The sequence below is a fragment of the Pseudomonas hamedanensis genome (assembly GCF_014268595.2).
Taxonomy (GTDB): Bacteria; Pseudomonadota; Gammaproteobacteria; order Pseudomonadales; family Pseudomonadaceae; genus Aquipseudomonas; species Aquipseudomonas hamedanensis.
Window position 1 is genome coordinate 3,486,894 of the sequence record NZ_CP077091.1, and the last position, 20,883, is coordinate 3,507,776.

General features: G+C 61.5%; 20 protein-coding genes and 1 riboswitch. Of the genes, 6 read left to right on the forward strand and 14 right to left on the reverse strand.

The features are described from left to right. Positions 1–7: 7 nt before the first annotated feature. From HU739_RS15060 to HU739_RS15090, 7 genes are all read right to left on the reverse strand, one after another. The gene (locus HU739_RS15060; RefSeq protein ID WP_186549371.1) at positions 8–532 is read right to left on the reverse strand and encodes a retropepsin-like aspartic protease family protein; all 525 of its coding nucleotides are present in this window, start codon (positions 530–532) and stop codon (positions 8–10) included. Next, positions 529–1,518 (reverse strand): esterase-like activity of phytase family protein, encoded by a 990-nt coding sequence (locus HU739_RS15065; protein WP_186549373.1) that lies wholly within the window; start codon positions 1,516–1,518, stop codon positions 529–531. Before HU739_RS15065 ends, HU739_RS15060 begins: the two co-directional genes overlap by 4 nt. Further along, the gene (parE, locus tag HU739_RS15070; RefSeq protein WP_186549375.1) at positions 1,518–3,425 is read right to left on the reverse strand and encodes a DNA topoisomerase IV subunit B; all 1,908 of its coding nucleotides are present in this window, start codon (positions 3,423–3,425) and stop codon (positions 1,518–1,520) included. The genes HU739_RS15065 and parE overlap by 1 nt, the downstream gene beginning before the upstream one ends. A gap of 41 nt (positions 3,426–3,466) precedes the next feature. After that, positions 3,467–4,075, reverse strand: coding sequence for a YqiA/YcfP family alpha/beta fold hydrolase (locus HU739_RS15075; protein ID WP_186549377.1), 609 nt, complete (start codon positions 4,073–4,075; stop codon positions 3,467–3,469). A gap of 158 nt (positions 4,076–4,233) precedes the next feature. Further along, on the reverse strand, positions 4,234–5,049 hold the full coding sequence (gene cpdA, locus HU739_RS15080; protein WP_186549379.1) for a 3',5'-cyclic-AMP phosphodiesterase: 816 nt from the start codon (positions 5,047–5,049) through the stop codon (positions 4,234–4,236). Between the two features lie 99 nt (positions 5,050–5,148). Further along, complete coding sequence (locus tag HU739_RS15085; RefSeq protein ID WP_186549381.1) at positions 5,149–5,601, reverse strand: DUF1249 domain-containing protein; 453 nt, start codon at positions 5,599–5,601, stop codon at positions 5,149–5,151. Next, positions 5,592–6,209 carry an NUDIX domain-containing protein gene (locus HU739_RS15090; protein ID WP_186549383.1) on the reverse strand — a complete coding sequence of 206 codons (618 nt, stop codon included), beginning with the start codon at positions 6,207–6,209 and terminating at the stop codon, positions 5,592–5,594. The genes HU739_RS15085 and HU739_RS15090 overlap by 10 nt, the downstream gene beginning before the upstream one ends. A gap of 227 nt (positions 6,210–6,436) precedes the next feature. Between HU739_RS15090 and HU739_RS15095 the strand changes: the two genes are divergently transcribed. Beyond that, positions 6,437–7,183, forward strand: coding sequence for an RsiV family protein (locus HU739_RS15095; RefSeq protein WP_186549385.1), 747 nt, complete (start codon positions 6,437–6,439; stop codon positions 7,181–7,183). On the opposite strand, the gene cytX is transcribed toward HU739_RS15095, so the two are convergent. Both cytX and thiC read right to left on the reverse strand, forming a co-directional pair. Beyond that, positions 7,152–8,444, reverse strand: a complete 1,293-nt coding sequence (cytX, locus tag HU739_RS15100) for a putative hydroxymethylpyrimidine transporter CytX (protein WP_186549388.1) — start codon at positions 8,442–8,444, stop codon at positions 7,152–7,154. The genes HU739_RS15095 and cytX overlap by 32 nt on opposite strands. A gap of 154 nt (positions 8,445–8,598) precedes the next feature. After that, positions 8,599–10,488 carry a phosphomethylpyrimidine synthase ThiC gene (gene thiC / locus HU739_RS15105; protein ID WP_186549390.1) on the reverse strand — a complete coding sequence of 630 codons (1,890 nt, stop codon included), beginning with the start codon at positions 10,486–10,488 and terminating at the stop codon, positions 8,599–8,601. A 145-nt stretch (positions 10,489–10,633) separates the two neighbouring features. Then, positions 10,634–10,739, reverse strand: a riboswitch (TPP riboswitch). A 206-nt stretch (positions 10,740–10,945) separates the two neighbouring features. On the opposite strand from thiC, the gene HU739_RS15110 reads away from it, so the two are divergent. Beyond that, on the forward strand, positions 10,946–12,379 hold the full coding sequence (locus HU739_RS15110; protein WP_186549392.1) for a TolC family outer membrane protein: 1,434 nt from the start codon (positions 10,946–10,948) through the stop codon (positions 12,377–12,379). A 168-nt stretch (positions 12,380–12,547) separates the two neighbouring features. Here the strand turns inward: HU739_RS15110 and waaA are convergent, their stop codons facing one another. Then, on the reverse strand, positions 12,548–13,822 hold the full coding sequence (waaA, locus tag HU739_RS15115; RefSeq protein WP_186549394.1) for a lipid IV(A) 3-deoxy-D-manno-octulosonic acid transferase: 1,275 nt from the start codon (positions 13,820–13,822) through the stop codon (positions 12,548–12,550). A gap of 11 nt (positions 13,823–13,833) precedes the next feature. After that, positions 13,834–14,730 carry a LysR family transcriptional regulator gene (locus HU739_RS15120; protein WP_186549396.1) on the reverse strand — a complete coding sequence of 299 codons (897 nt, stop codon included), beginning with the start codon at positions 14,728–14,730 and terminating at the stop codon, positions 13,834–13,836. A gap of 108 nt (positions 14,731–14,838) precedes the next feature. Between HU739_RS15120 and HU739_RS15125 the strand changes: the two genes are divergently transcribed. The 4 genes from HU739_RS15125 (at position 14,839) to HU739_RS15140 (ending at position 18,351) form a co-directional block, all read left to right on the forward strand. Then, a complete protein-coding gene (locus HU739_RS15125) occupies positions 14,839–15,171 on the forward strand; it encodes a DMT family transporter (RefSeq protein WP_016771980.1) in 333 nt (110 codons plus the stop codon). Positions 15,172–15,369: 198 nt separating this feature from the next. Continuing rightward, positions 15,370–16,545 (forward strand): NAD(P)/FAD-dependent oxidoreductase, encoded by a 1,176-nt coding sequence (locus HU739_RS15130; protein WP_186549398.1) that lies wholly within the window; start codon positions 15,370–15,372, stop codon positions 16,543–16,545. Next, a complete protein-coding gene (locus tag HU739_RS15135; RefSeq protein WP_186549400.1) occupies positions 16,542–17,354 on the forward strand; it encodes an aldo/keto reductase in 813 nt (270 codons plus the stop codon). Before HU739_RS15130 ends, HU739_RS15135 begins: the two co-directional genes overlap by 4 nt. A gap of 31 nt (positions 17,355–17,385) precedes the next feature. Beyond that, the gene (locus HU739_RS15140) at positions 17,386–18,351 is read left to right on the forward strand and encodes a metal ABC transporter ATPase (protein ID WP_186549402.1); all 966 of its coding nucleotides are present in this window, start codon (positions 17,386–17,388) and stop codon (positions 18,349–18,351) included. A gap of 4 nt (positions 18,352–18,355) precedes the next feature. On the opposite strand, the gene HU739_RS15145 is transcribed toward HU739_RS15140, so the two are convergent. The 3 genes from HU739_RS15145 to HU739_RS15155 are packed head-to-tail and all read right to left on the reverse strand — an operon-like array spanning position 18,356 to position 20,875. Further along, a complete protein-coding gene (locus HU739_RS15145) occupies positions 18,356–19,156 on the reverse strand; it encodes a hypothetical protein (RefSeq protein ID WP_186549404.1) in 801 nt (266 codons plus the stop codon). Positions 19,157–19,213: 57 nt separating this feature from the next. Then, positions 19,214–19,900: a hypothetical protein gene (locus HU739_RS15150; RefSeq protein ID WP_186549406.1), complete on the reverse strand. Its 687-nt coding sequence runs from the start codon at positions 19,898–19,900 to the stop codon at positions 19,214–19,216. Further along, positions 19,901–20,875 carry a glycosyltransferase family protein gene (locus HU739_RS15155; RefSeq protein WP_186549408.1) on the reverse strand — a complete coding sequence of 325 codons (975 nt, stop codon included), beginning with the start codon at positions 20,873–20,875 and terminating at the stop codon, positions 19,901–19,903. It lies immediately after the preceding gene. Positions 20,876–20,883: the final 8 nt, after the last annotated feature.

Consider the following 20,883-nt stretch of genomic DNA (forward strand, 5'->3'; position numbering starts at 1 on the left):
GCAGGCCTCATCGGTTCGTTGTCTGGCGCAGCAGCATGGTGCCACCGCGCTGAGTAAATTCAAGTCTGTTCAGGGCGCTCATGCCGAGCAGCACCTGATCGCCATGCAGCCCCGGCGCCACCAGTGCGCGGACATCCCGCAGCACAATGTCGCCCAGTTGCAGGCGGGCAATTTTCGTTCGGTAGCCCTGGCTCAGGCCGTTGGCCGTGCTCAGGGTTACACCGAAACCTTCTTCAAGCTTCAAACGTTTGGCCAGGTCTGCCGGGATCGACACATCGGTGGCGCCGGTGTCGAGCATGAACTCCACCGGCTCGCCATTGATCTGGCCGCTGGCGACAAAATGCCCTTGGGCATTGCTTGCCAGCTTCACCTCGATAAACCCTTCGCCCTGCTCCGACGTGACAACGATATTGGGATTCTGCTGACGCTGCTCCCACTGACCGAAAAACCGGGTCGCCAGAAACAACGCCGCGCACCAGGCCAGGATCATCAGCACCCGACCGGCGCGCTTGCCCGGCGGCTGCTGGCTCATGGCTTGACGCTCCAGCCACCGTCCGGCGCGGCAAAGCGCCAGACCACCGGGCGTACCTCACCGTCGGCACGCGGCCCGAAATTATTGTCGACGCCAATCCATGCCCCTCCGGCATCAATGACCAGCGCCTCTTCCAGCCCGTAGTTCTGCGCGTAACGGCGGTTGGCCTGTAACAGTTCGGCGGCATACGACCAGCACTGCTCGACCTTGGCTGTCTGTGCATCGCGTCGACAAATCTGAAAAGCGTTGCGTTCAAGGGTAAACAATTTGCCGTTAAACAACGAAATATCAGAAAAGTCCCGGTTGACCGCTCTGGCCTTGGGGAACTGCGGCGGCTGCTTCTCCTTGCCGCCCTCACTGAGCAACACACAGCGACCGTCGCAATCCCACACCGTCTGCTGACGCTTGATCAGCAGCAACCCACGGTTTTGCCGTTCGGCAGCCAGCCACATCTGATCGCCCGCCGGGTTCACCGCCAAGCCCTCGAAGATCGCATTGAAGTGTAGAAGCATGCCGCTCGCCCGCGCCTCGCGAACCAGCATCGGCGAAATCTTCAACCACTTTGCCGGGCCGCTGACCGGCACCTGCAACACCGCCGCATGGGCTTCACTGACGATGTAGCGATTGCCCGCGCTGTCGCAGCTGATGCCTTCGAAATCCAGATCGCCACCGCGAACGAACGACGCCGCCCAGGTGCGCGAGTTCAAGCCCCAGGGCAAACCGCTGTCCGGCACTGGCGGCGCGTCGATGCGCACCGTTTCGGCCTGCCAGACCTGATCGCGGGTATCGAGCCGGTAGATCTGCTCGTCATCGCGATCGGAGACTGTCCACAATTCGTTGCCGCACAGCGCCAGGCCCGACAGGTTGCCGCCGCGCATGCCGTCGACCGGGTGCCCGGAGAGCAAGCGCAACTCCTGCAGCGGTTCGGCCGACACGCTCATCGCACTCAGCAACAACGCAGCCACCAAGGCCCAGCCAAATTGCATCAGGCCAGCACCTCGGCGAGGTTACCTTTGGATTCGAGCCAGGATTTGCGGTCGCCGGCGCGTTTCTTCGCCAGCAGCATGTCCATCATTTCCGAGGTTTCGGCAAAGTCTTCGCCCAGAGTCAACTGCACCAGACGCCGAGTGTTCGGGTCCATGGTGGTTTCGCGCAGCTGCGGCGGATTCATTTCACCCAGACCTTTAAATCGGGTGACCTGCGGCTTGCCGCGTTTCTTTTCGGCCACCAGACGGTCAAGAATGCCGTCACGCTCGGCTTCGTCGAGGGCGTAATAGATTTCTTTGCCCAGGTCGATGCGGTACAGCGGCGGCATCGCCACGTAAACGTGACCGGCATCCACCAGCGGGCGGAAGTGCTGGACGAACAAGGCGCAAAGCAGCGTAGCGATGTGCAGACCGTCGGAGTCGGCGTCGGCGAGAATGCAGATCTTGCCGTAGCGCAGCTGGCTCATGTCCGCAGCGCCGGGATCGACGCCGATGGCCACGGCGATGTTGTGCACTTCCTGGCTGGCGAGCACTTCGCTGCCGTCGACTTCCCACGTATTGAGGATCTTGCCGCGCAACGGCAGGATCGCCTGGAATTCCTTGTCCCGCGCTTGCTTGGCCGAACCACCGGCGGAGTCACCTTCGACCAGGAACAGCTCGGAACGCATCGGGTCCTGCCCGGCGCAGTCCGCCAGTTTGCCGGGCAGTGCCGGCCCCTGGGTGACGCGTTTGCGCTCGACTTTCTTGCTCGCCTTGAGGCGCCGGCCAGCGTTGTTGATCGCCAGTTCGGCCAGGGCCAGGCCGGTTTCCGGGTTGGCGTTGAGCCACAGGCTGAACGCATCTTTGACCACACCTGAAACGAACGCCGCCGCTTCACGGGACGACAGGCGCTCTTTGGTCTGACCGGAGAATTGCGGCTCCTGCATCTTCATCGACAGAACGAAAGCGATGCGTTCCCAGACGTCTTCCGGCGCCAGCTTCACCCCGCGCGGCAGCAGGCTGCGGAATTCGCAGAATTCGCGCATGGCATCAAGCAGGCCCTGACGCAAACCGTTGACGTGGGTACCGCCCTGCGCCGTCGGGATCAGGTTGACGTAGCTTTCCTGCACCGCGTCGCCGCCTTCCGGCAACCACAGCAGCGCCCAGTCGACCGCTTCTTTATTACCGGCAAAGGCGCCGCAGAACGGCTCGTCCGGCAGGCGCTCGAATTCACTGACCGCATCGACCAGATACGAACGCAGGCCGTCTTCGTAGTGCCACTCGACCTTATCGCCGGTGCCTTTGTCTTCAAAGCTGACCAGCAGCCCCGGGCACAACACAGCCTTGGCCTTGAGCACATGCTTGAGGCGGCTGATGGAAAATTTCGGTGAATCGAAGTATTTAGGGTCCGGCGAAAAGTACACGCTGGTACCGGTGTTGCGCTTGCCGACGCTGCCAACGATTTCCAGCTCCGAGGCCTTGAAGCCGTCATTGAAGGTCATCTGGTATTCGTTGCCGTCGCGCTTCACCCGCACCCGGACTTCCGTCGACAGGGCATTGACCACGGAAATACCCACCCCGTGCAGACCGCCGGAGAACTGGTAGTTCTTGTTGGAAAACTTGCCGCCCGCGTGCAGTTTGGTAAGGATCAGCTCGACGCCGGACACGCCCTCTTCCGGGTGGATGTCGACTGGCATGCCACGGCCGTCGTCGCTGACTTCCAGCGAGTGGTCGGCGTGCAGGATGACCTGCACCGATTTCGCGTGGCCGGCCAGGGCTTCGTCAACACTGTTGTCGATGACTTCCTGGGCGAGGTGGTTCGGCCGACTGGTGTCGGTGTACATGCCGGGGCGTTTGCGCACCGGGTCGAGGCCCGAGAGGACTTCGATGGCGTCGGCGTTATAAGAACTAGCGCTGGGAGTGGCCATAAGGTCTCGTCGTCAGTCATTCATGAAAGAGGGGCAAGACTTCACAGCGTGGTGAAATCGATTGCCTGATACATATCGGCAGCCATGCCGGCAAAACTCAGCAACGCCGGCAATTGCCCGGCAAAGCCTTGGAAACTGTGGTCGCCGCCTGCCTGGATGCGCAGGGCACAGGCGCGGTAATACTGTTGGGCGAGGCGATAATCCAGCGTTTCATCGCCGGTTTGCAACCAGACCTGATAACGCCGTGGATCCTGCGGTGCCGGCACTTCCAGTTCGGCCAGGGCCGTGACGTGGTCGTGGGTCAATTCCCAGGTTTCATCGGTGTAGAGGTTTTTCTGCGTGCCCAGATAACCATCGAACATCCGGTGCGGGCTGACCGCCGGGTTGACCAGCAGCGCTTTCAGGCCATGGCGCTCGGCCAGGTGAGTCGCATAGTAGCCGCCGAGTGAGCTTCCCACCAGCAGCGGACCGCCCAGCTCGGCAATCGCTTGCTCCAGCTGAGCGATGGCTTCGCGCGGATGATGATGCAGGGGCGGCACCCGCAGTTGCTCGCTCAAGCCCAGCCGCTCCATCACCGCGACCAGCTGACAGGCCTTCTTCGAGGCCGGCGCACTGTTGAAACCGTGGATATAGAGGATCGAACCGGACATTTGAGCTCCCTGGCTGTCGGCGAAAGATAGCGGAGTTTACAGGGAGTCAGCGGATTCGGGGGTGTTTGTGCGGACGCCATCGCGAGCAGGCTCACTCCTACAGTTGATCGCATTCCCCTGTAGGAGTGAGCCTGCTCGCGATCGCCGCGACGCGGTCTTCAATAACCGTTGGAGCCGTAGTCGACGGTGAAGTCGAATCCAGTCACGCGCTCAACCCCGGTCTCCAGCCGTCCATCCGGCAAAAGCCGCAACCAGCGATACCCCGGCGCCTGCTCGCCGACCTTGAAATCCACACTCCCCGGCTCGAACTGAATGCAGGTCGAAGGCGAAGCCATCAATCTCACGCCGTTGCGCTCGCGATCAATCTCCTGATGCACATGCCCCCACAGCACCGCGCGAACCTGTGGAAAGCGATCCAGTACTTCAAAGAAGGCTTCAGGATTGCGCAGACCAATCGGCTCCATCCATGCGCAACCGATCGACACCGGATGATGGTGGAAGCACACCAGATGATGACGCTCCGTTGCTTCGCTCAATGAGCGGGCCAGCAATTGCAGTTGGTCGTCCTGCAAATACCCCGGAACCGAGCCCGGCACGGCCGAATCCAGCAACGTCACACGCCAGTTGCCAATATCGACAACCGGCTCCAGCAACGCGCTCTGCACCGCCGCCTCGGCCATAACCATCGGCTCGTCGTGATTGCCCGGAATCCAGCGCGCCGGGGCCTCGATCTGCGCGCTTATCTGGCGGAAGGCCTGATACGACGCAAGCGTACCGTCCTGGGAAATGTCGCCGGTGGCCAGCACCAGATCAATCTGTGGCTGTTGCGACAACACCAGATCGATGACCTTTTGCAGGCTCTCGCGCGTTTTCAGGCCCAGCAGTTTGCCGTCCGCTTCAGCGAACAGGTGGCTGTCGGACAACTGCACCAGCAGCGCCGGGTCGGCGGTGGTCAACGTGGATACGCTCGGCAAGGCGTTCTCCCAAGGCAAAAGCACGGAATCGATCAAGTGCGGCAATTATGCTGGGCGATGGCTCAAAGGGGAAAGCGCCGAACCGGACGCAGTTCACAACTAGCGAACGACTTCGTACTCGTGCCCCAACGCCAGGCAATGACTCAGCCACTCCCCCAGGAACAGATTGAGCTGAGCCTTTTCATCCGGCTGGTGCATGGCCGCGTTCGGGTAAGGATAGATGCCGCGAAAGCGTCGTGCATGTTCGGCGCTGACCACTTCGGCCATGCGCGCGTCGTGATAGACCTGCACTTCCAGCTGCGGCACCGGCAACCACGGCAGGCTGTGTTCCTGACGCACCTGCAAGGTCGTGGTGTACGGGCAGGTTTGCAGCACTTCGAGGGCCAGCACGCCGAGCATTTGCTCACCCTGAGTCACGGCGATGCGCCGGGCCTCGGGGTCGTTGCGCATGTCCGGCAGCAGTCGCATCAGGCGCGCGTAGTTGGCCTCGCAGGCGGCTTGCAGCCCCACAAGGTCAACCCGATAACGATCGCGCAGCATGTTTACGACCATAGCCCCCTCACTTCGGCGCGGTTCAGCGCCAGCCACTGCAAGGCGATGATGCTCGCCGCGTTGGCAATGCGTCCGTCGCGGACCGCCTGCAAGGCATCTTCAAATGCCCAGACCGTTACGCGAATATCCTCTGCCTCTTCTTCCAGGCCGTGCAGACCGCCGACGCCGTCGGTGCTGCAACGCCCCAGATACAAATGCACAAATTCATTGCTGCCACCCGGCGACGGGAAATATTTGGCCATCGGCCACAACGCCTTGATGTCCAGCCCAGCTTCCTCCTGCGCCTCGCGGTGAGCAACTTCTTCCGGTTGTTCATCCTTATCGATCAGACCAGCAACCAGTTCGACCAGCCACGGGTTGTCGGCCTTGCCCATGGCGCCGACTCGAAACTGCTCGATCAGCACCACTTGGTCGCGCTGCGGATCGTAAGGCAGCACGCACACGGCATCGTGACGCACGAATATTTCACGGTTGATCTCGCGGCTCATGCCACCGGCAAACAACTCATGGCGCAGGTGCACACGGTCGAGCTTGTAAAAGCCCTCGTAGCATTTTTCGCGCCGCACGATATCGACGGCGGTCGGAATGGCGTTGGCAAAATCGGTCATAAGCATCCTCTTTACTGCACATCCATTACGAGGTTGCTGGGTGTGACCGGCAACCCCGACTTCGCGCCATCCTAACGCGCCCGCACCGTTTGATGCAGCCCCTTTACCGTCAGCGGGATGGACGGTGACGGCGAAACCCACTCTAATTAGCTTAGTGGCGAACTGACTGCTTCGTTGAGAGTCGAAGCGGTAACTTTTTGCCTTCCCCTGCTTTCGAAAGGACGCCCATGTCGCTTTTCAAAATTGCCTCCGTGGCTGCCATCGCCCTGACCCTGGGCGCCTGCGCCAGTCTGTTCCAGCCCAACTACCGTACGCCGCTGGAAACCACCCGCGACGCTTCGGAACAGCTCAAGCCCGGCTGCTCCAACGCAGATTGCCCGTTGGTGAACATCGATACCCTGCGCTTTCCGGACGAGCCGGCACTGGACGGCATCATCGAAAAACGTCTGCTGCAAATGACCCGCACCGAGAAGAACGCCCCGGTGGCACCCACCCTGGCCGCCTACCGCGAACAGTTTCTCGCCAGCGCCGGCCCACGCTACAGCAGCTACCTGCAAGCCAAGGTACGCGAGCAGCATGACGGACTGGTGATCATCGAGTTGTCGAGCTACCTCGATACCGGCGGCGCCCATGGCACACCGGGCCGCGGCTTCATCAACTATTCGCGCCAGCAGCACAAGGTGCTGAACCTGTCGGACATGTTGCTGCCGGGTCAGGAAGAAGCGTTCTGGAAAGCCGCGCAGGTCGCGCACAACAGCTGGCTGATCAGCACCAAGCTCGATCAGGAAGCGGAGTTCGTGGCGAACTGGCCATTCGTGAAAACCGCGAATGTGGCGCTGACCTACGGCGGCGTGATCCTCAAGTACGACGTGACCACCATTGCGCCTTACGCGCTGGGCCACGTCGAACTGAAGATTCCTTATCCGCGCCTGAACGGCATTCTCAAGCCTGAGCTGTTTCCCGGCCGTAACTGAAGGCTCGGCCCAGCACTAGCTGCAACAGCCCTGCCAGCACCAGCGCCGGCAGGGTTGCACCGACGTCCGGATACAGATTCGCCAGCAAGTGGTAAGTGCTTACGCCACCGAGCCACGCCAACAACGCCGGCCAGCGCAATGCGGCTGACGCCACCTGAGCACTGCGCTTGCGCAGGATAAAGTGATCGACCAGCACCACGCCGAACAGCGGTGCAAACACCGAGCCGATCAGCAGCAGGAAGTTCTGGTACTGCGCCAACGGCGCCAGCAGTGCGATCAGCGTGCAGATCACGCCGATGACCAAGGCCAGATGCTCGACTTTCAGGCGCAACAGCATTCCGCTCGACACCGCCGCCGAATGAATATCGGCGAAAGCGTTTTCCGACTCGTCGAGCAAAATCAGCAACAACGGAATCCCCAGACCGGCGCCAGCCAACGCCAGCAACAGCGCATTGACTTCACCGCTCGGCGCGAACGCCAGGGTGTAGGCAACGCCAAGGCTCATCAGCCAGAAATTGCCGATGAAGAAGCCGACCGCCGTGCCACCAAACACGTTTCGCGCGCGCTTGCCGAAGCGCGAATAGTCGGCGATCAGCGGCAGCCACGACAGCGGCATGGCGATGGCGATGTCGAAACCCACGGCGAACGGCATCGAACCGTCACCGGCGCGCGCCCACAGTGCAGCGAGGTCGGCTTTGGCGAACAGATTCCAGGTCAGCCACAGACACGCGGCCAGCAGCAGCCAGATGCCCCATTTGCGCAAAATCTGCCGCACGAAAGTCAGCGGGCCGCTCACCGCCAGCAAGGTTGCCAGCGCACCAAAGAACAGCGTCCACAGGATCGGGTTCGCCCACAGCGAACCTTCGCTGAACGCACGAGTGCCGAGCAGGCTGGCCGCGTCACGCATGACGATGATTTCGAACGAACCCCAACCGATCAGTTGCAGCAAGTTAAGCAGCGCCGGCAGGCTCGCGCCGTGGCGGCCAAGGCTGAGTTTCAGCGCGGCCATCGACGACAGGCCGGTATCGCTGCCGATCACGCCGACAGCGGCGAGCAGCAGTACGCCAACCAGCGTGCCAAGGAAAATTGCCAGCAGCGAACCGGACAGGCCCAGACCGGGCGCAAGCAGTGCACCGGTCTGCAACACCATCAGACCGATGCCGAGGGAGAACCATAGGGAAAACAGATCGCGACCGCCAAATACGCGCTTGTCGGCGGGTACGGCGAGGTCGGGAGAATAAGTGCCGGGTTGAATGTTCACAGGAATATCTCAGGGGAGCTTATTGTTTTGGGTCGCTTGATCGTTCCCACGCTCCGCGTGGGAATGCAGCCCGGGACGCTCCGCGTCCCAAAGCGCGACGCAGAGCGTCACAGGAGGCATTCCCACGCAGAGCGTGGGAACGATCAGTACAGGGTCAGACCTTTTTATAAAGCTGACTGCCTTCCTGCTTGAACCGCTCGGCCTGTTCCGCCAGGCCTTTGGCGACATCCACGTCGACCGCGTCAATCCGCTGGTTGGCCGCGTATTCACGGACTTCCTGGGTGATCTTCATCGAGCAGAACTTCGGCCCGCACATCGAGCAGAAATGCGCGACTTTCGCCGAATCCTTTGGCAGGGTTTCGTCGTGGTACGAACGGGCGGTGTCCGGGTCGAGACCGAGGTTGAACTGGTCTTCCCAGCGGAATTCGAAGCGTGCCTTGCTCAAGGCATTGTCGCGGATCTGTGCGCCCGGATGTCCCTTGGCCAAGTCCGCTGCGTGCGCGGCGATCTTGTAGGTGATGATGCCGGTTTTAACGTCATCCTTGTTCGGCAGACCCAGGTGTTCCTTCGGCGTCACGTAGCAGAGCATCGCGCAACCGAACCAGCCGATCATCGCCGCACCGATGCCGGAGGTGATGTGGTCGTAACCCGGTGCGATGTCGGTGGTCAGCGGGCCGAGGGTGTAGAACGGTGCCTCGTCGCAGCATTCCAGTTGCTTGTCCATGTTCTCCTTGATCAACTGCATCGGCACATGGCCGGGGCCTTCGATCATGCATTGGACGTCATGCTTCCAGGCGATTTTGGTCAGTTCGCCAAGGGTCTCCAGCTCGCCGAATTGCGCTTCGTCGTTGGCGTCGGCAATCGAGCCCGGACGCAGCCCGTCGCCCAGCGAGAAGCTGACGTCGTAGGCCTTCATGATTTCGCAGATTTCGTCGAAGTGGGTGTAGAGGAAGTTCTCTTTGTGGTGCGCCAGGCACCACTTCGCCATGATCGAGCCGCCACGGGAAACGATGCCGGTCACGCGCTTGGCGGTCAGCGGCACATAGCGCAGCAGCACGCCGGCGTGGATGGTGAAGTAGTCGACGCCCTGCTCGGCCTGCTCGATCAGCGTGTCGCGAAACAGCTCCCAGGTCAGGTCTTCGGCCACGCCGTTGACCTTTTCCAGGGCCTGATAGATCGGCACAGTACCGATCGGCACCGGCGAGTTGCGGATGATCCACTCGCGGGTTTCGTGAATGTGCTTGCCGGTGGACAAATCCATCACCGTGTCCGACCCCCAGCGAATGCCCCAGGTCAGTTTCGCCACTTCTTCTTCGATGGACGAACCCAGCGCGCTGTTGCCGATGTTGCCGTTGATCTTCACCAGGAAGTTACGGCCAATGATCATCGGTTCCAGTTCGACGTGGTTGATGTTGGCAGGAATGATCGCGCGACCGCGGGCGATTTCTTCGCGGACGAACTCAGGGGTGATTTCTTTCGGGATGCTCGCGCCGAAGCTGTGGCCGGCGTGCTGCTGGCTCAACAGGCCGGCTGCGCGGGCCTCTTGCAGCTTCATGTTCTCGCGGATGGCGACGTATTCCATCTCGGCGGTGATGATGCCTTTGCGCGCGTAGTGCATCTGGCTGACGTTGGCCCCGGCCTTGGCGCGGCGCGGGTTGTTGACGTGGGCGAAACGCAGTTTGGTCAGCTCGGCGTCGGCCAGACGCTGCTGGCCGAAGTTGGAGCTCAGACCCGACAGACGCTCGGTGTCACCACGGTCGTCGATCCACGCCGAGCGCACATCGCCCAGGCCTTTGCGCACATCGATCACCACGTTCGGATCGGTGTACGGGCCAGACGTGTCGTAGACAGTGACCGGCGCGTTGATTTCGCCGCCAAAGTCGGTCGGGGTTACATCCAGGCTGATTTCGCGCATTGGCACGCGGATGTCCGGGCGCGAGCCCTGAACGTAGACTTTTTGCGAACGGGTGAACGGCTTGACCGATTGCTCGTCGACCTTGGCCGAGTCACTCAGGTTGATCGCGTTTTTTTCTTTTGTCGTCATCACGGGCTCTCCAGACAGCATCCAGCAGTGGATTGTCGGAGCAGAACCTGAAAGGCACGGACGCACCAGGGCTGGTGCTGTGCATTCGTCATGAGCGTTCGATTGTCGAACAATATCCCGGACGAAGCACAAGAGGACTCGCCGGGTGACGAGAAATCTTGTTCCCTACGCAGGCGCTAACCTGATCAGGTTCAACGGGATCCGAAATTATTCGATCTCAGCCTCATAGCAAGGCACCCCGACAAGAACCCGGCCAGTCTAGACACAACCGCCACGGAACGCCAACACCGCAGCGAACGCCATGATGAATGGCGTAAATACAGAGCTTGCCCGATTGTTGCCGGCCTAATGCACAACTACACTCGCTTTGCCCTGCCCGCGCCTTGACGCTGCACGGGCCGCGCCTTACCTTTGGCGCCCGGATTACTTCCATAATATTAATGCTAGGGATCGCCTCATGCTGCGCAAACTCTCACTGGCTATCGCCGTGTCTTGTGCGTCCAACGCAATGGCCTGGGCAGCGGAAGCGCCCCTGTCGACCAAAACCGATCTGGTCAGCGTCTATCAGGAAGCGGTCGACAACAACGCCGATCTGGCAGCCGCCCGCGCCCAGTACGGCGCGCAGAAAGAAGTCGTACCCCAGGCCCGCGCCGGTTTGCTGCCCAACCTCTCTGGCGGCGCCGAAGTCGCCGACGTGCGCACCTCGATCGACCAGCCGTCGGCCATCGCCAACCGCAGCGCGCGTTCCTATCAAGCGACGCTGGCGCAGCCACTGTTCCGTGCCGATCGCTGGTTCCAGTACCAGGCAGCGAAGGATGTTAACGAGCAAGCCGCGCTGCAACTCTCGGCGACCGAACAGAACCTGATCCTGCAGACCGCCGAAAGCTATTTCAACGTGCTGCGCAGCCAGGACAACCTTGCCTCGACCAAGGCCGAAGAAGCCGCGTTCAAGCGCCAACTCGACCAGTCCAACGAGCGCTTCGATGTCGGCCTCTCGGACAAGACCGACGTGCTGCAATCGCAAGCCAGTTACGACACCGCACGAGCCAACCGCATCGTCGCGCAGCGTCAGGTCGACGACGCCTTCGAAGCGTTGATCACCCTGACCAACCGTCAGTACAACTCGATTCAGGGCATCGTGCACACCCTGCCGATCCTGCCGCCGGCCCCCAACGATGCGAAATCCTGGGTCGACACGGCGGCGCGGCAGAACCTTAATCTGTTGGCCAGCAACTACGCGGTCAGCTCCGCCGAGCAAACCCTCAAGCAGCGCAAGGCCGGCCATTTGCCGACCCTCGACGCGGTAGCCAAATACGAGAAAGGCGATAACGACGCCCTCGGTTTCGCCAACCCGAACTCCTTCGGTGCGCCCTACGGCGGCAACGTCGAACAGAGCACGCTGGGCCTGCAACTGAGCATCCCGATCTACAGCGGCGGCCTGACCAGTTCGCAAGTGCGTCAGTCTTATGCGCAACTCGATCAGAGCGAGCAGCAGCGTGAAGCCCTGCGGCGCCAGGTAGTGGAAAACACCCGCAATCTGCACCGTGCGGTGAACACTGACGTCGAGCAGGTGCAGGCGCGCCGCCAGTCGATCATTTCCAACCAGAGCGCGGTGGAAGCCACGGAAATCGGTTACCAGGTGGGGACGCGCAATATCGTGGATGTGCTCGATGCGCAGCGCCAGCTGTACACCTCGGTGCGCAACTACAACAACACCCGTTACGACTACATTCTCGACAACCTGCGTTTGAAGCAAGCGGCGGGGACGTTGAACCCCGGCGACTTGCAGGACCTGACCCGCTACCTGAAGGCCGACTACAACCCGGACAAGGACTTCCTGCCGCCGGACCTGGCGTCAGCGGCAGAAGCACAGCTCAAGGCCCGGCCATAAAAATCTGGAATGAATCCCCTGTGGCGAGGGGATTTATCCCCGTCCGGCTGCACAGCAGTCGCAATAGCGGTGGACACGGTTTTTCTGAATCACCGCGTTGAATGGTTTTAGGGCTGCTTCGCAACCCAGCGGGGATAAATCCCCTCGCCACAGTAATATTCCAAGCGACTATTGAATCAGCCGACCCAAACCATCCAGCAGCCGCTGCAACGCGCCCTGATTGCGGCGCATCACCGCCAGCCCGGCCTCGGCCATGCGTTGCGCATCGCGCGGCAATTCGAACAAGCGCTGCACTTCAACCGCCAGCCCTTCGGCATCATCGACTTCAACCAGCGCCCCGCCGTCTCGCAACTGCGCGGCGATGTCGAGGAAGTTGAACAGGTGCGGGCCGCTGAGCACCGGTTTTGCCAGCGCAGCGGGTTCGAGCAGATTGTGCCCGCCATTGGGCACCAGGCTGCCGCCGACAAAGGCGCTGTCCGCCAGCGCATACAAAAACAACAGTTCGCCCATGGTGTCGCCAAGCAGGACCGAAGTCTGCGCATCGACATTGACACCCGTCGAGCGCCGCACCGTAGCAAAGCCTTCGCGCTGGCAGACGTCGAACACCGAATCGAACCGCTCCGGATGGCGCGGCACCAGAATCAGCAACGCGTCCGGATGATTGCTCAGCAAGCGACGATGGGCGTCGAGCACCACTTCGTCTTCACCCTCGTGGGTGCTCGCGGCGATCCACACTGGACGTTCCTGCGCCTGCCATTGGCTACGCAATTGCGCAGCGCTTTGGAGCAGTTGCGGATCGATGGTCAGGTCGAATTTGATCGAGCCGGTCACTTCAACCGTCTCGGGGCGCGCGCCGAGGTCACGAAAACGCTGGGCCTCGGCTTCGGTCTGCACCGCCAGAAAGCTCATTTCGCCGAGCATCGGCGCGGTCAGCTTGTTGAATCGGCCGTAGCCCCTGGCCGATCGCTCGGACAACCGGCCGTTGGCCAGCGCCACCGGGATGCCGCGTTTGGCGCATTGATGAATATGGTTAGGCCACAGCTCGGTCTCCATGATCACCGCCAGCGTTGGCTTGACCCGATCAAGAAAACGCGCCGCCGCGCAAGGCAAGTCATACGGCAAGTAGCAATGCTGGATGCGCGGCTCGTTGGCGAACAGTGCCTGAATCCGCTCCGAACCGGTCGGTGTCATGCAGGTCACGGTGATCGGCAGTTGTGGATAACGTTGCAGCAAGCCACGGATCATCGGCGCTGCGGCGATGCTTTCGCCGACCGACACCGCGTGCACCCATATGCCGCCAGGTTGCAGCGGCGGCATGCCGTAGGTGAAACGTTCGCCAATCCGTTTGGCATAGGCCGGCGCCTTGCGCGCGCGCAGCCACAGCCGAATCGCCACCAATGGCAGCCCCAGGTAAAACAGCGCGGTGTAGAGAGTTCTATTCATGGCGGCGGAGTTTATCGACTTTTATCGCCGATCGCCCGCAAGTGCACGGCGAAACGTTCAGCCAGCCAGCGCGCGGCCGGACCGAGCGGCTCATCGCGGCGCCAGACCAGTTCCACCACCAGCGCCGGCGGAGTCCACTCGCTGTCCAGTTCGACCATCAAGCCCTGATACGCCGAATACTGCACCACATGGCGCGGCAACCACGCCCAGCCAAGGTCACGCACCAGCCATTCGGCCATGACGTAGAAGCTGTCGGCGCGCCACACTTGCGGGCTGGCCGGTTCGTTACCGGGATAGAGACTGGTTTGCGTCGACATCAATAGTTGCCGGTGTTGCGCCAGTTGTTGGCAAGTCACGTAAGCCTGCTTCGCCAGCGGATGATTGACGCCGCAGACCGTGACCATCTCGACGCTGCCCAGCACGCGCCGCTCGAGGGCTTCGGGGATTTCGTCGTGATAGAACAACAGGCCCAGATCAGCGCGTCGCTCGACCAGTTTGCGGGCGACTTCGCCTTGTGCGGCGCTGGTCAGCTGCACTTCCAGGCTGGGAAACTGCTCGGCCAGCGCGGCGAAACTTTCCACCAGCGCCTGATACGGCATCGCCTCGTCCTGGGCGACACGCAATTGCGCTTCCTGACCGCGCAACATGGCCATGGCGCGGCCATTGAGACGTTCGCATTGGCGCAGCACTTCCCGTGCCTCTTCCAGCAATGCCTCGCCCGCCTCGGTGAGACTCGGCTGACGCCCGCTGCTGCGTTCGAACAGGCTCACGCCCAGGTCCGCTTCGAGCATCGCAACAGCGCTGCTGATCGCCGACTGCGCCTTGCGCTGCCGACGCGCCACGGCCGAGAACGAACGCTGTTCGGCGACCTCTACAAAAACACGCAACTGCTCGAGATTCCACTGCATGCGCTTTCACAACCCATCTTCTGAACAGATAGGTAATGAATTTACCCCATCTGTCGAATGCCTAAAATGGTGCCTCAGCAAGCAACGATTTATTCGAGGAATGAAACCATGAACGCCTATGTCTATCTGGCCATTGCCATCTGCGCCGAAGTGATAGCCACCGTTTCGATGAAAGCGGTCAAAGGCTTCAGTACACCACTGCCGCTGATTCTGGTCATCGTCGGCTACGGCATCGCCTTCTGGATGCTGACGCTGGTGGTGCGCACCGTGCCGGTGGGGGTTGCCTACGCCGTGTGGGCGGGAATGGGCATCGTCATGGTCAGCGTCGCGGCGCTGTTTATTTACGGGCAAAAGCTCGACGTGCCGGCGATGCTGGGGATGGCGTTGATCGTGCTGGGCGTGGTGGTCATTCAGCTGTTTTCGAAGACTGCCGGTCATTAAAAAGCAACGCGATCCCCTGTAGGAGTGAGCCTGCTCGCGATAGCGATCTGTCGCTCAACATCTATGTCGTCGGTTACACCGCTATCGCGAGCAGGCTCACTCCTACAAGGTTTGTATTCCACGTGTTGATCATCGACAAATCCCGCGCTTTCCCGAGTCTGTATACTGCGCCCTCGTCTTGAACACTGAGGTCGCTGCATGCCATCCGTTATTTCCACCGACGTTCTGATTGTCGGCGCTGGTGTCGCCGGCCTCTGGCTGAACGCGCGTCTGCGCCGCCAAGGGTTTTCGACCGTGCTTGTGGAGAGCGCCAGTCTCGGCGGCGGGCAGAGTCTCAAGTCCCAGGGCATCATCCATGGCGGCGCCAAGTACGCGCTGCACGGTGCGCTGACCGGCGCCTCGGAAGCCATCGCCGACATGCCGCGCCGCTGGCGCGAAGCGCTGGCCGGTAATGGCGAGCTGGACCTGTCCAGTGTGCGCCTGCTGTCTGAAGCGCATTACCTGTGGTCGCCAGGCACTTTGGCCGGCAACCTCACCAGCTTCTTTGCCAGCAAGGCCGTGCGCGGCCGGGTTGATCAGGTCAAGGGCGACGAGCTACCCCTGGCCCTGCAAGACAAGCGCTTCAAGGGCAAGGTCTACCGACTCGCCGAACTGGTGGTGGACGTGCCAAGCCTGATCCGGCGACTGGCCGATCTGGCCGGTGACGGTCTGCTTGCCGGTCAGCTTATCGAGCCGCTGCTGGAAGCAGGTGTGCTGGTCGGCCTGAAAGTCGATGGCCGCGCGATCCGCGCACAACGCATCGTCCTCAGCGCGGGGGCCGGCACCGCCGAACTGCTCGAAGCCCTCGGCCTGAGCCGTCCGGCCATGCAACGCCGGCCGCTGCACATGATCCTCGCCAAGGGTCCCGGCCTGAAACCGCTGTACGCCCACTGTCTGGGCGGCGGCACCAAACCGCGCATCACCGTGACCACGCACCCGGCGGCTGACGGCCAGTGGGTCTGGTACATGGGCGGTGACATTGCCGAAAGCGAAGGGGTGGCCCGCGAGCCGGCCGAACAGATTGCCACCGCGCAAAAAGAAATCGCCCAATTGTTGCCGTGGATCGACCTGAGCACCACGCAGTGGGCGACCTTGCGAGTCGACCGCGCCGAGCCGCTGCAAACCGGGCTGACGCGCCCGGACAATGCGTTCCTGGCCGAAGAAGGTCGCCTGCTGGTGGGCTGGCCGACCAAACTGGCACTCGCGCCGGACTTCGCTGATCGGGTCATCGCCTCCCTGCAACGCGACGGTATCCAGCCGCAAGCGGCAGAACCTTTACCAGCCCTGCCCAAACCACCGCTGGGTGTCCCGGCCTGGGAGCAACTGCTGCCATGACCATCGCCACCCTGCACGAGCTGCATCGCCCGCTGGGCAGTACCGGCCTGATGGTTTCGCCGCTGGGCCTGGGCACAGTCAAGCTCGGTCGCGACCAAGGCGTAAAATACCCCAACGGCTTCCAGATTCCCGACGACGACGCCGCGCGAATGCTGCTCAAGCAAGCGCGGGAGTTGGGCATCAACCTGATCGACACGGCCCCGGCCTACGGCCGCAGCGAAGAACGCCTCGGCCCGCTGCTGCGCGGCCAGCGTCAGGACTGGGTGATCGTCAGCAAAGTCGGCGAAGAATTTGCCGATGGCCTGTCACGCCACGACTTCAGCGCCACGCACACGCGAATGTCGGTCGAGCGCAGCCTGCAACGTCTGGAAACGGATTTTATCGACCTGGTGCTGGTGCACTCCGATGGCAACGACCTGGCGATTCTCGAACACGAAGAGGTTTATGCCACACTCGCGGCGCTCAAGGCCGAAGGTAAGATTGGTGGTTTCGGCTTTTCCGGGAAAACCGTCGAAGGCGGCCTGAAAGCCTTGGAGCAAGGCGACTGCGCGATGGTCACCTACAATCTGAACGAACAAAACGAGAGCGCAGTCATTGACTATGCTGCTGCCCACGGCAAAGCCATTCTGGTAAAAAAAGCCCTGGCCAGCGGTCACGTTTGTCTGAGTCCGGGTGTTGACCCGGTGCGCGCCAGCTTCGAATTGCTCTTTACCCGGCCCGGCGTCGCCAGTGCTATCGTCGGCACGATCAATCCGCTGCACCTCGCCCATAACGTAGCGACCGTTGCTCAGGTCCTGCGTGGTCACTGACGCCGCCCCGCGGCCTTAAGCAGGAGCCGATATGCCGCGTACGCTCATCAGAAAGAACCCGAGCAACTTCAAGACGCTGCCGCTGTTCGTCGAAGCCACGCCTGAAGGCCTGAGCTATCAGAGCGTGGGCATGCCGCTGAACTTCGCCCAGACCCTGCAACGGCGCAAACCGGTGAGCGTGGCGGACAGCGAGCGCTTTTCCCTGGAGCTGGCCAACCTCGGTGTTTCCGTGCGGCTGACCCTGCATTGGCAGAACCGCGATTATTGGGTGCTGGTGCGCCAGCGCCGCCAGGACCGCGGCGATGTCGTGCTGAAGCTGATTTCCGGTTACGTGCCGGCCCATGAGTTGAACATTCCGCTGCACACGGCGATTCAGGAAATTGCCGAAGAGTGTTTGCTGGAAACTCCGGAAGGCTGGCTCGGCGGGCGCTTCAACGATACCTGGCTGCCGGCGCCGTACGCCGCCGCGCTGCATTACCGTGAGGCGCTGCCGTTTCGCCTGACGCCGCTGTCCGGCTCGGCGCGTCCGGTACGCTGCGCCAATCTGCAATTGCTGGAGCGGCCCCGGGCATACGTGCACTTGCCGACCGCTTCACTGCAATTGATCTACGACTTGCGCCTGGAAATCCCCAGGGAAGCCAAATCTTTGAGCCTGTTTCATGTCGATGAACGACTGGAGGGCGATCAACTGGTGGCCCGGCTCGACCGCAAGCGTCCCGACCTGTACCTGATGCCCCTCGAAGACGGCAAGCCGCTGGCCGAGCTTTACACCCTCAAGCGTGACAAGCTGGTGCCGGCCAGCACCCGCGGGCTGCACCTGGCGGAAAGTTTCGCCAGCCAGCAAGGCTGGGTCGTACAGGAAGAGCGCATCCGCTGGAAGGACTGGCTGGTGCAGCAGGGATTGCAACCGGCGCAGGCGCCACGCTCGGGCCTCAAGCAGTTGAGCATCAAGGCGCTGCGTCTGGTCGGCCTGGGCAAGAAGCGCGCGAGCAAATAGCCGATCAGCGTCGGCGATCGATCCAGGTGCGCAACGTCGCGAAGAAGTGAAAGTAGCGGTTTTCGCGTTTGCCCATGCCGCGCTTGGGCGAAAACGACTCGTCGGCGTATGCACCATTGATGCGCACCCGCGACGCCTGGGTCGGCAACGTGCAGACCTTGGCACCCGCCTGGAGCAGCGCGTACTTGAGCAACCGCTCGGAGTGCAATTTTCTGCCCGTCGCCTGGCAAAAGTCGAAGATCCGCTCGATCCGCTTGCCATACGCGACGTAGGTATCGCGCCCGCACACGGCGAAGCGGTCGTTGAGGCCGCCCCACCATTGCCAGTCCGGCACATAGGCATTGTGCCGGCGGGCCTCGGGGTGGCTGAACACGTAGCCGGGCAGTGCGCTGTGGAAGAAGTTGTCCGGTCGCACAAACACAACGAAATCCGGCTCGAAAGGCTCCATCAACGTGGTCACGGTATGCAGCGAGTTGAGCTGATAAATCAGGTTGCGCAACGACGCATAGTCATCTGCCCAGGTATCGCCCTGCGCCTTGACCCGCTCGAAATCCCAGCGTTCCAGCACACCGTCGGTCGAGGTCAGCGAGCCGCTCATGGACTCGAAGGGCTGATAGTTGTCAGCCGCCAGCTCGCCTTTCTCGCCGGAGCGCAAATTGTGCACTTCATCGACTTTATACAGGTGATAAAAGCACTTCACCTCGCTGCCCGCGGGCAACTGCGCCAGTACGTTCTGTTCGATTGAAGGGAAGCAGATCTGCGAATTTCTCGGAATTCCGAAAAACGCCACGGCAATTTTCAACACTCGATTGCACCTATGAAGAAATGATTCGGCCCGGCAGGCACCTGACTGCGGAGTCGCTTATTTGCGCTTGAACAGTTTCTGCCACCAGCGTCGGGGTTGCAGCGGTACGACAATGACATCGGACTTTTGCAACCAGTCCCGCTCGTAATCCCAGGCATGGCCACCCCACAGCTTCCCCGCCTCGTTGGAGAAGCCCAGGGTCATCAACTGATAGGTGTAACCGAGATGCCCGCGCAGCCAGTCGAACAGCACCAGCGTGTTGAAGCCCGTGGACGGACCGACATAGCGTTTGCCACCCGGGCGGTCGACCGGGTAATTCCACAGCGCCGGCAACGGAATGCGATCCCAGTACATCGCAACGCGCGGCAATGGACACATCGGTGCTGCGCAACCCACCAGCATGGTGAAGCAGCGATCGCCCGCGCGGTCGAACAGTCGCCGTACTTCCGCGTTGCCGGGCAGCCCGAAGAAATAGGCATCGGGCGCGTTGTAGCCGTGCACAAAAAGATTGACGCTTTGCTCGTTGAGCAGCGACGCTTTGATGCAGTGGTTGAAACTGACGACGACATCATTGGCGCCGATGTTCAGCGCCTCGAAGTCGGCTGCGCTAATGGCCGGATTATTGGCGATCAGCACCACTCGGGCGGCGCGGCTCAGGCATTCGCGCATTGCGTCGGGCAAGGCCTGCAAAACCGATTGGTCGCCGCCGGGCAGCGCATCCAGCGCCATGTGCTGATCGCTCATTCAGGCCGGCACCTTCATGCCGTAACGCAGCTTCACCCAAAACCGGGTGAACGCCGAAGGCGGCTGCCATGGGCGCATCTCGCGCTGGATGGCTTCGGCGAGTGCCTGGCCGACCCGGGAAAACGAGTAGCGGCTTTCGGCAAACATCTGACCGTTGCGGGCGATGCCCTGGGCCAGCTCCGGGTTGTCCTGCAGCAGCTTGATCTTCGCCACCGCCTCGTCTTCGCTGCGATAGAACACGGTGTTGTGCATGTCTTCGAAGCCGAGCAGGCGGTCTTCTTCACCCTGACTCCAGGCCAGCAAGACACAGCCGCACGCCATGGCTTCGAAGTTCTTGATCATGAACTCGTTCATACCGATATCGGCGCTGACAAAAATCTTGATGCGATTGAGCGTTTCCAGATATTCCGCCCCCGATTGGGTGCGGGTCACTAGCATGCCCGTGCGCTTGGCCAGCGATTCGAGCATCGCCTTGCGCTCGGCGTATTCGGTGCTTTTCAGGCTGCCGAGAAAACCGATGGGAATGTCTCGCTCGACGCCGGTGTTATGCAGCATCTGTTCGTCGTAGCCCTTGGAGACGAACACCGTGTCGATGCCTTCCGCGAGCATCTTGCGCGCGACCACGGCACCCGATACCAGCGCCCGGCAACTCGGCAGGCGGCGGTAAAGGCGCGAATAAACGCCACGGTATTTACTGGCGGGCATGTAATTCTGATAGGCGTCGTGCTCAAGAAACACCAGCCCCGGGATGCATTTAAGTACCCGCAATTGCGGAGCCAGACGCTTGACCCGCGAGAAAATCACCACACGGTCGAAGGTCTGATAATCAACCGAGGCCAGAAACGGCCCCAGGTTCATCTGCTGCTGCTTGCTCAACCGATAGATGAAACACTCATCACAGTTCTGCTGCACGATCTCGTAGAGCCGGTCGAGAATGACCCGCTGCTCGTCCATCACCAGGAGCATGACCTTCATAGATTGAT

Coding starts and splice junctions, on each gene's coding strand:
- HU739_RS15060 (WP_186549371.1), bottom strand. CDS start 532: ATGAGCCAGCAGCCGCCGGGCAAGCGCGCCGGTCGGGTGCTGATGATC.
- HU739_RS15065 (WP_186549373.1), bottom strand. CDS start 1,518: ATGCAATTTGGCTGGGCCTTGGTGGCTGCGTTGTTGCTGAGTGCGATG.
- parE (WP_186549375.1), bottom strand. CDS start 3,425: ATGGCCACTCCCAGCGCTAGTTCTTATAACGCCGACGCCATCGAAGTC.
- HU739_RS15075 (WP_186549377.1), bottom strand. CDS start 4,075: ATGTCCGGTTCGATCCTCTATATCCACGGTTTCAACAGTGCGCCGGCC.
- HU739_RS15085 (WP_186549381.1), bottom strand. CDS start 5,601: ATGGTCGTAAACATGCTGCGCGATCGTTATCGGGTTGACCTTGTGGGG.
- HU739_RS15090 (WP_186549383.1), bottom strand. CDS start 6,209: ATGACCGATTTTGCCAACGCCATTCCGACCGCCGTCGATATCGTGCGG.
- HU739_RS15095 (WP_186549385.1), top strand. CDS start 6,437: ATGTCGCTTTTCAAAATTGCCTCCGTGGCTGCCATCGCCCTGACCCTG.
- thiC (WP_186549390.1), bottom strand. CDS start 10,488: ATGACGACAAAAGAAAAAAACGCGATCAACCTGAGTGACTCGGCCAAG.
- HU739_RS15110 (WP_186549392.1), top strand. CDS start 10,946: ATGCTGCGCAAACTCTCACTGGCTATCGCCGTGTCTTGTGCGTCCAAC.
- waaA (WP_186549394.1), bottom strand. CDS start 13,822: ATGAATAGAACTCTCTACACCGCGCTGTTTTACCTGGGGCTGCCATTG.
- HU739_RS15120 (WP_186549396.1), bottom strand. CDS start 14,730: ATGCAGTGGAATCTCGAGCAGTTGCGTGTTTTTGTAGAGGTCGCCGAA.
- HU739_RS15125 (WP_016771980.1), top strand. CDS start 14,839: ATGAACGCCTATGTCTATCTGGCCATTGCCATCTGCGCCGAAGTGATA.
- HU739_RS15130 (WP_186549398.1), top strand. CDS start 15,370: ATGCCATCCGTTATTTCCACCGACGTTCTGATTGTCGGCGCTGGTGTC.
- HU739_RS15135 (WP_186549400.1), top strand. CDS start 16,542: ATGACCATCGCCACCCTGCACGAGCTGCATCGCCCGCTGGGCAGTACC.
- HU739_RS15140 (WP_186549402.1), top strand. CDS start 17,386: ATGCCGCGTACGCTCATCAGAAAGAACCCGAGCAACTTCAAGACGCTG.
- HU739_RS15150 (WP_186549406.1), bottom strand. CDS start 19,900: ATGAGCGATCAGCACATGGCGCTGGATGCGCTGCCCGGCGGCGACCAA.
- HU739_RS15155 (WP_186549408.1), bottom strand. CDS start 20,875: ATGAAGGTCATGCTCCTGGTGATGGACGAGCAGCGGGTCATTCTCGAC.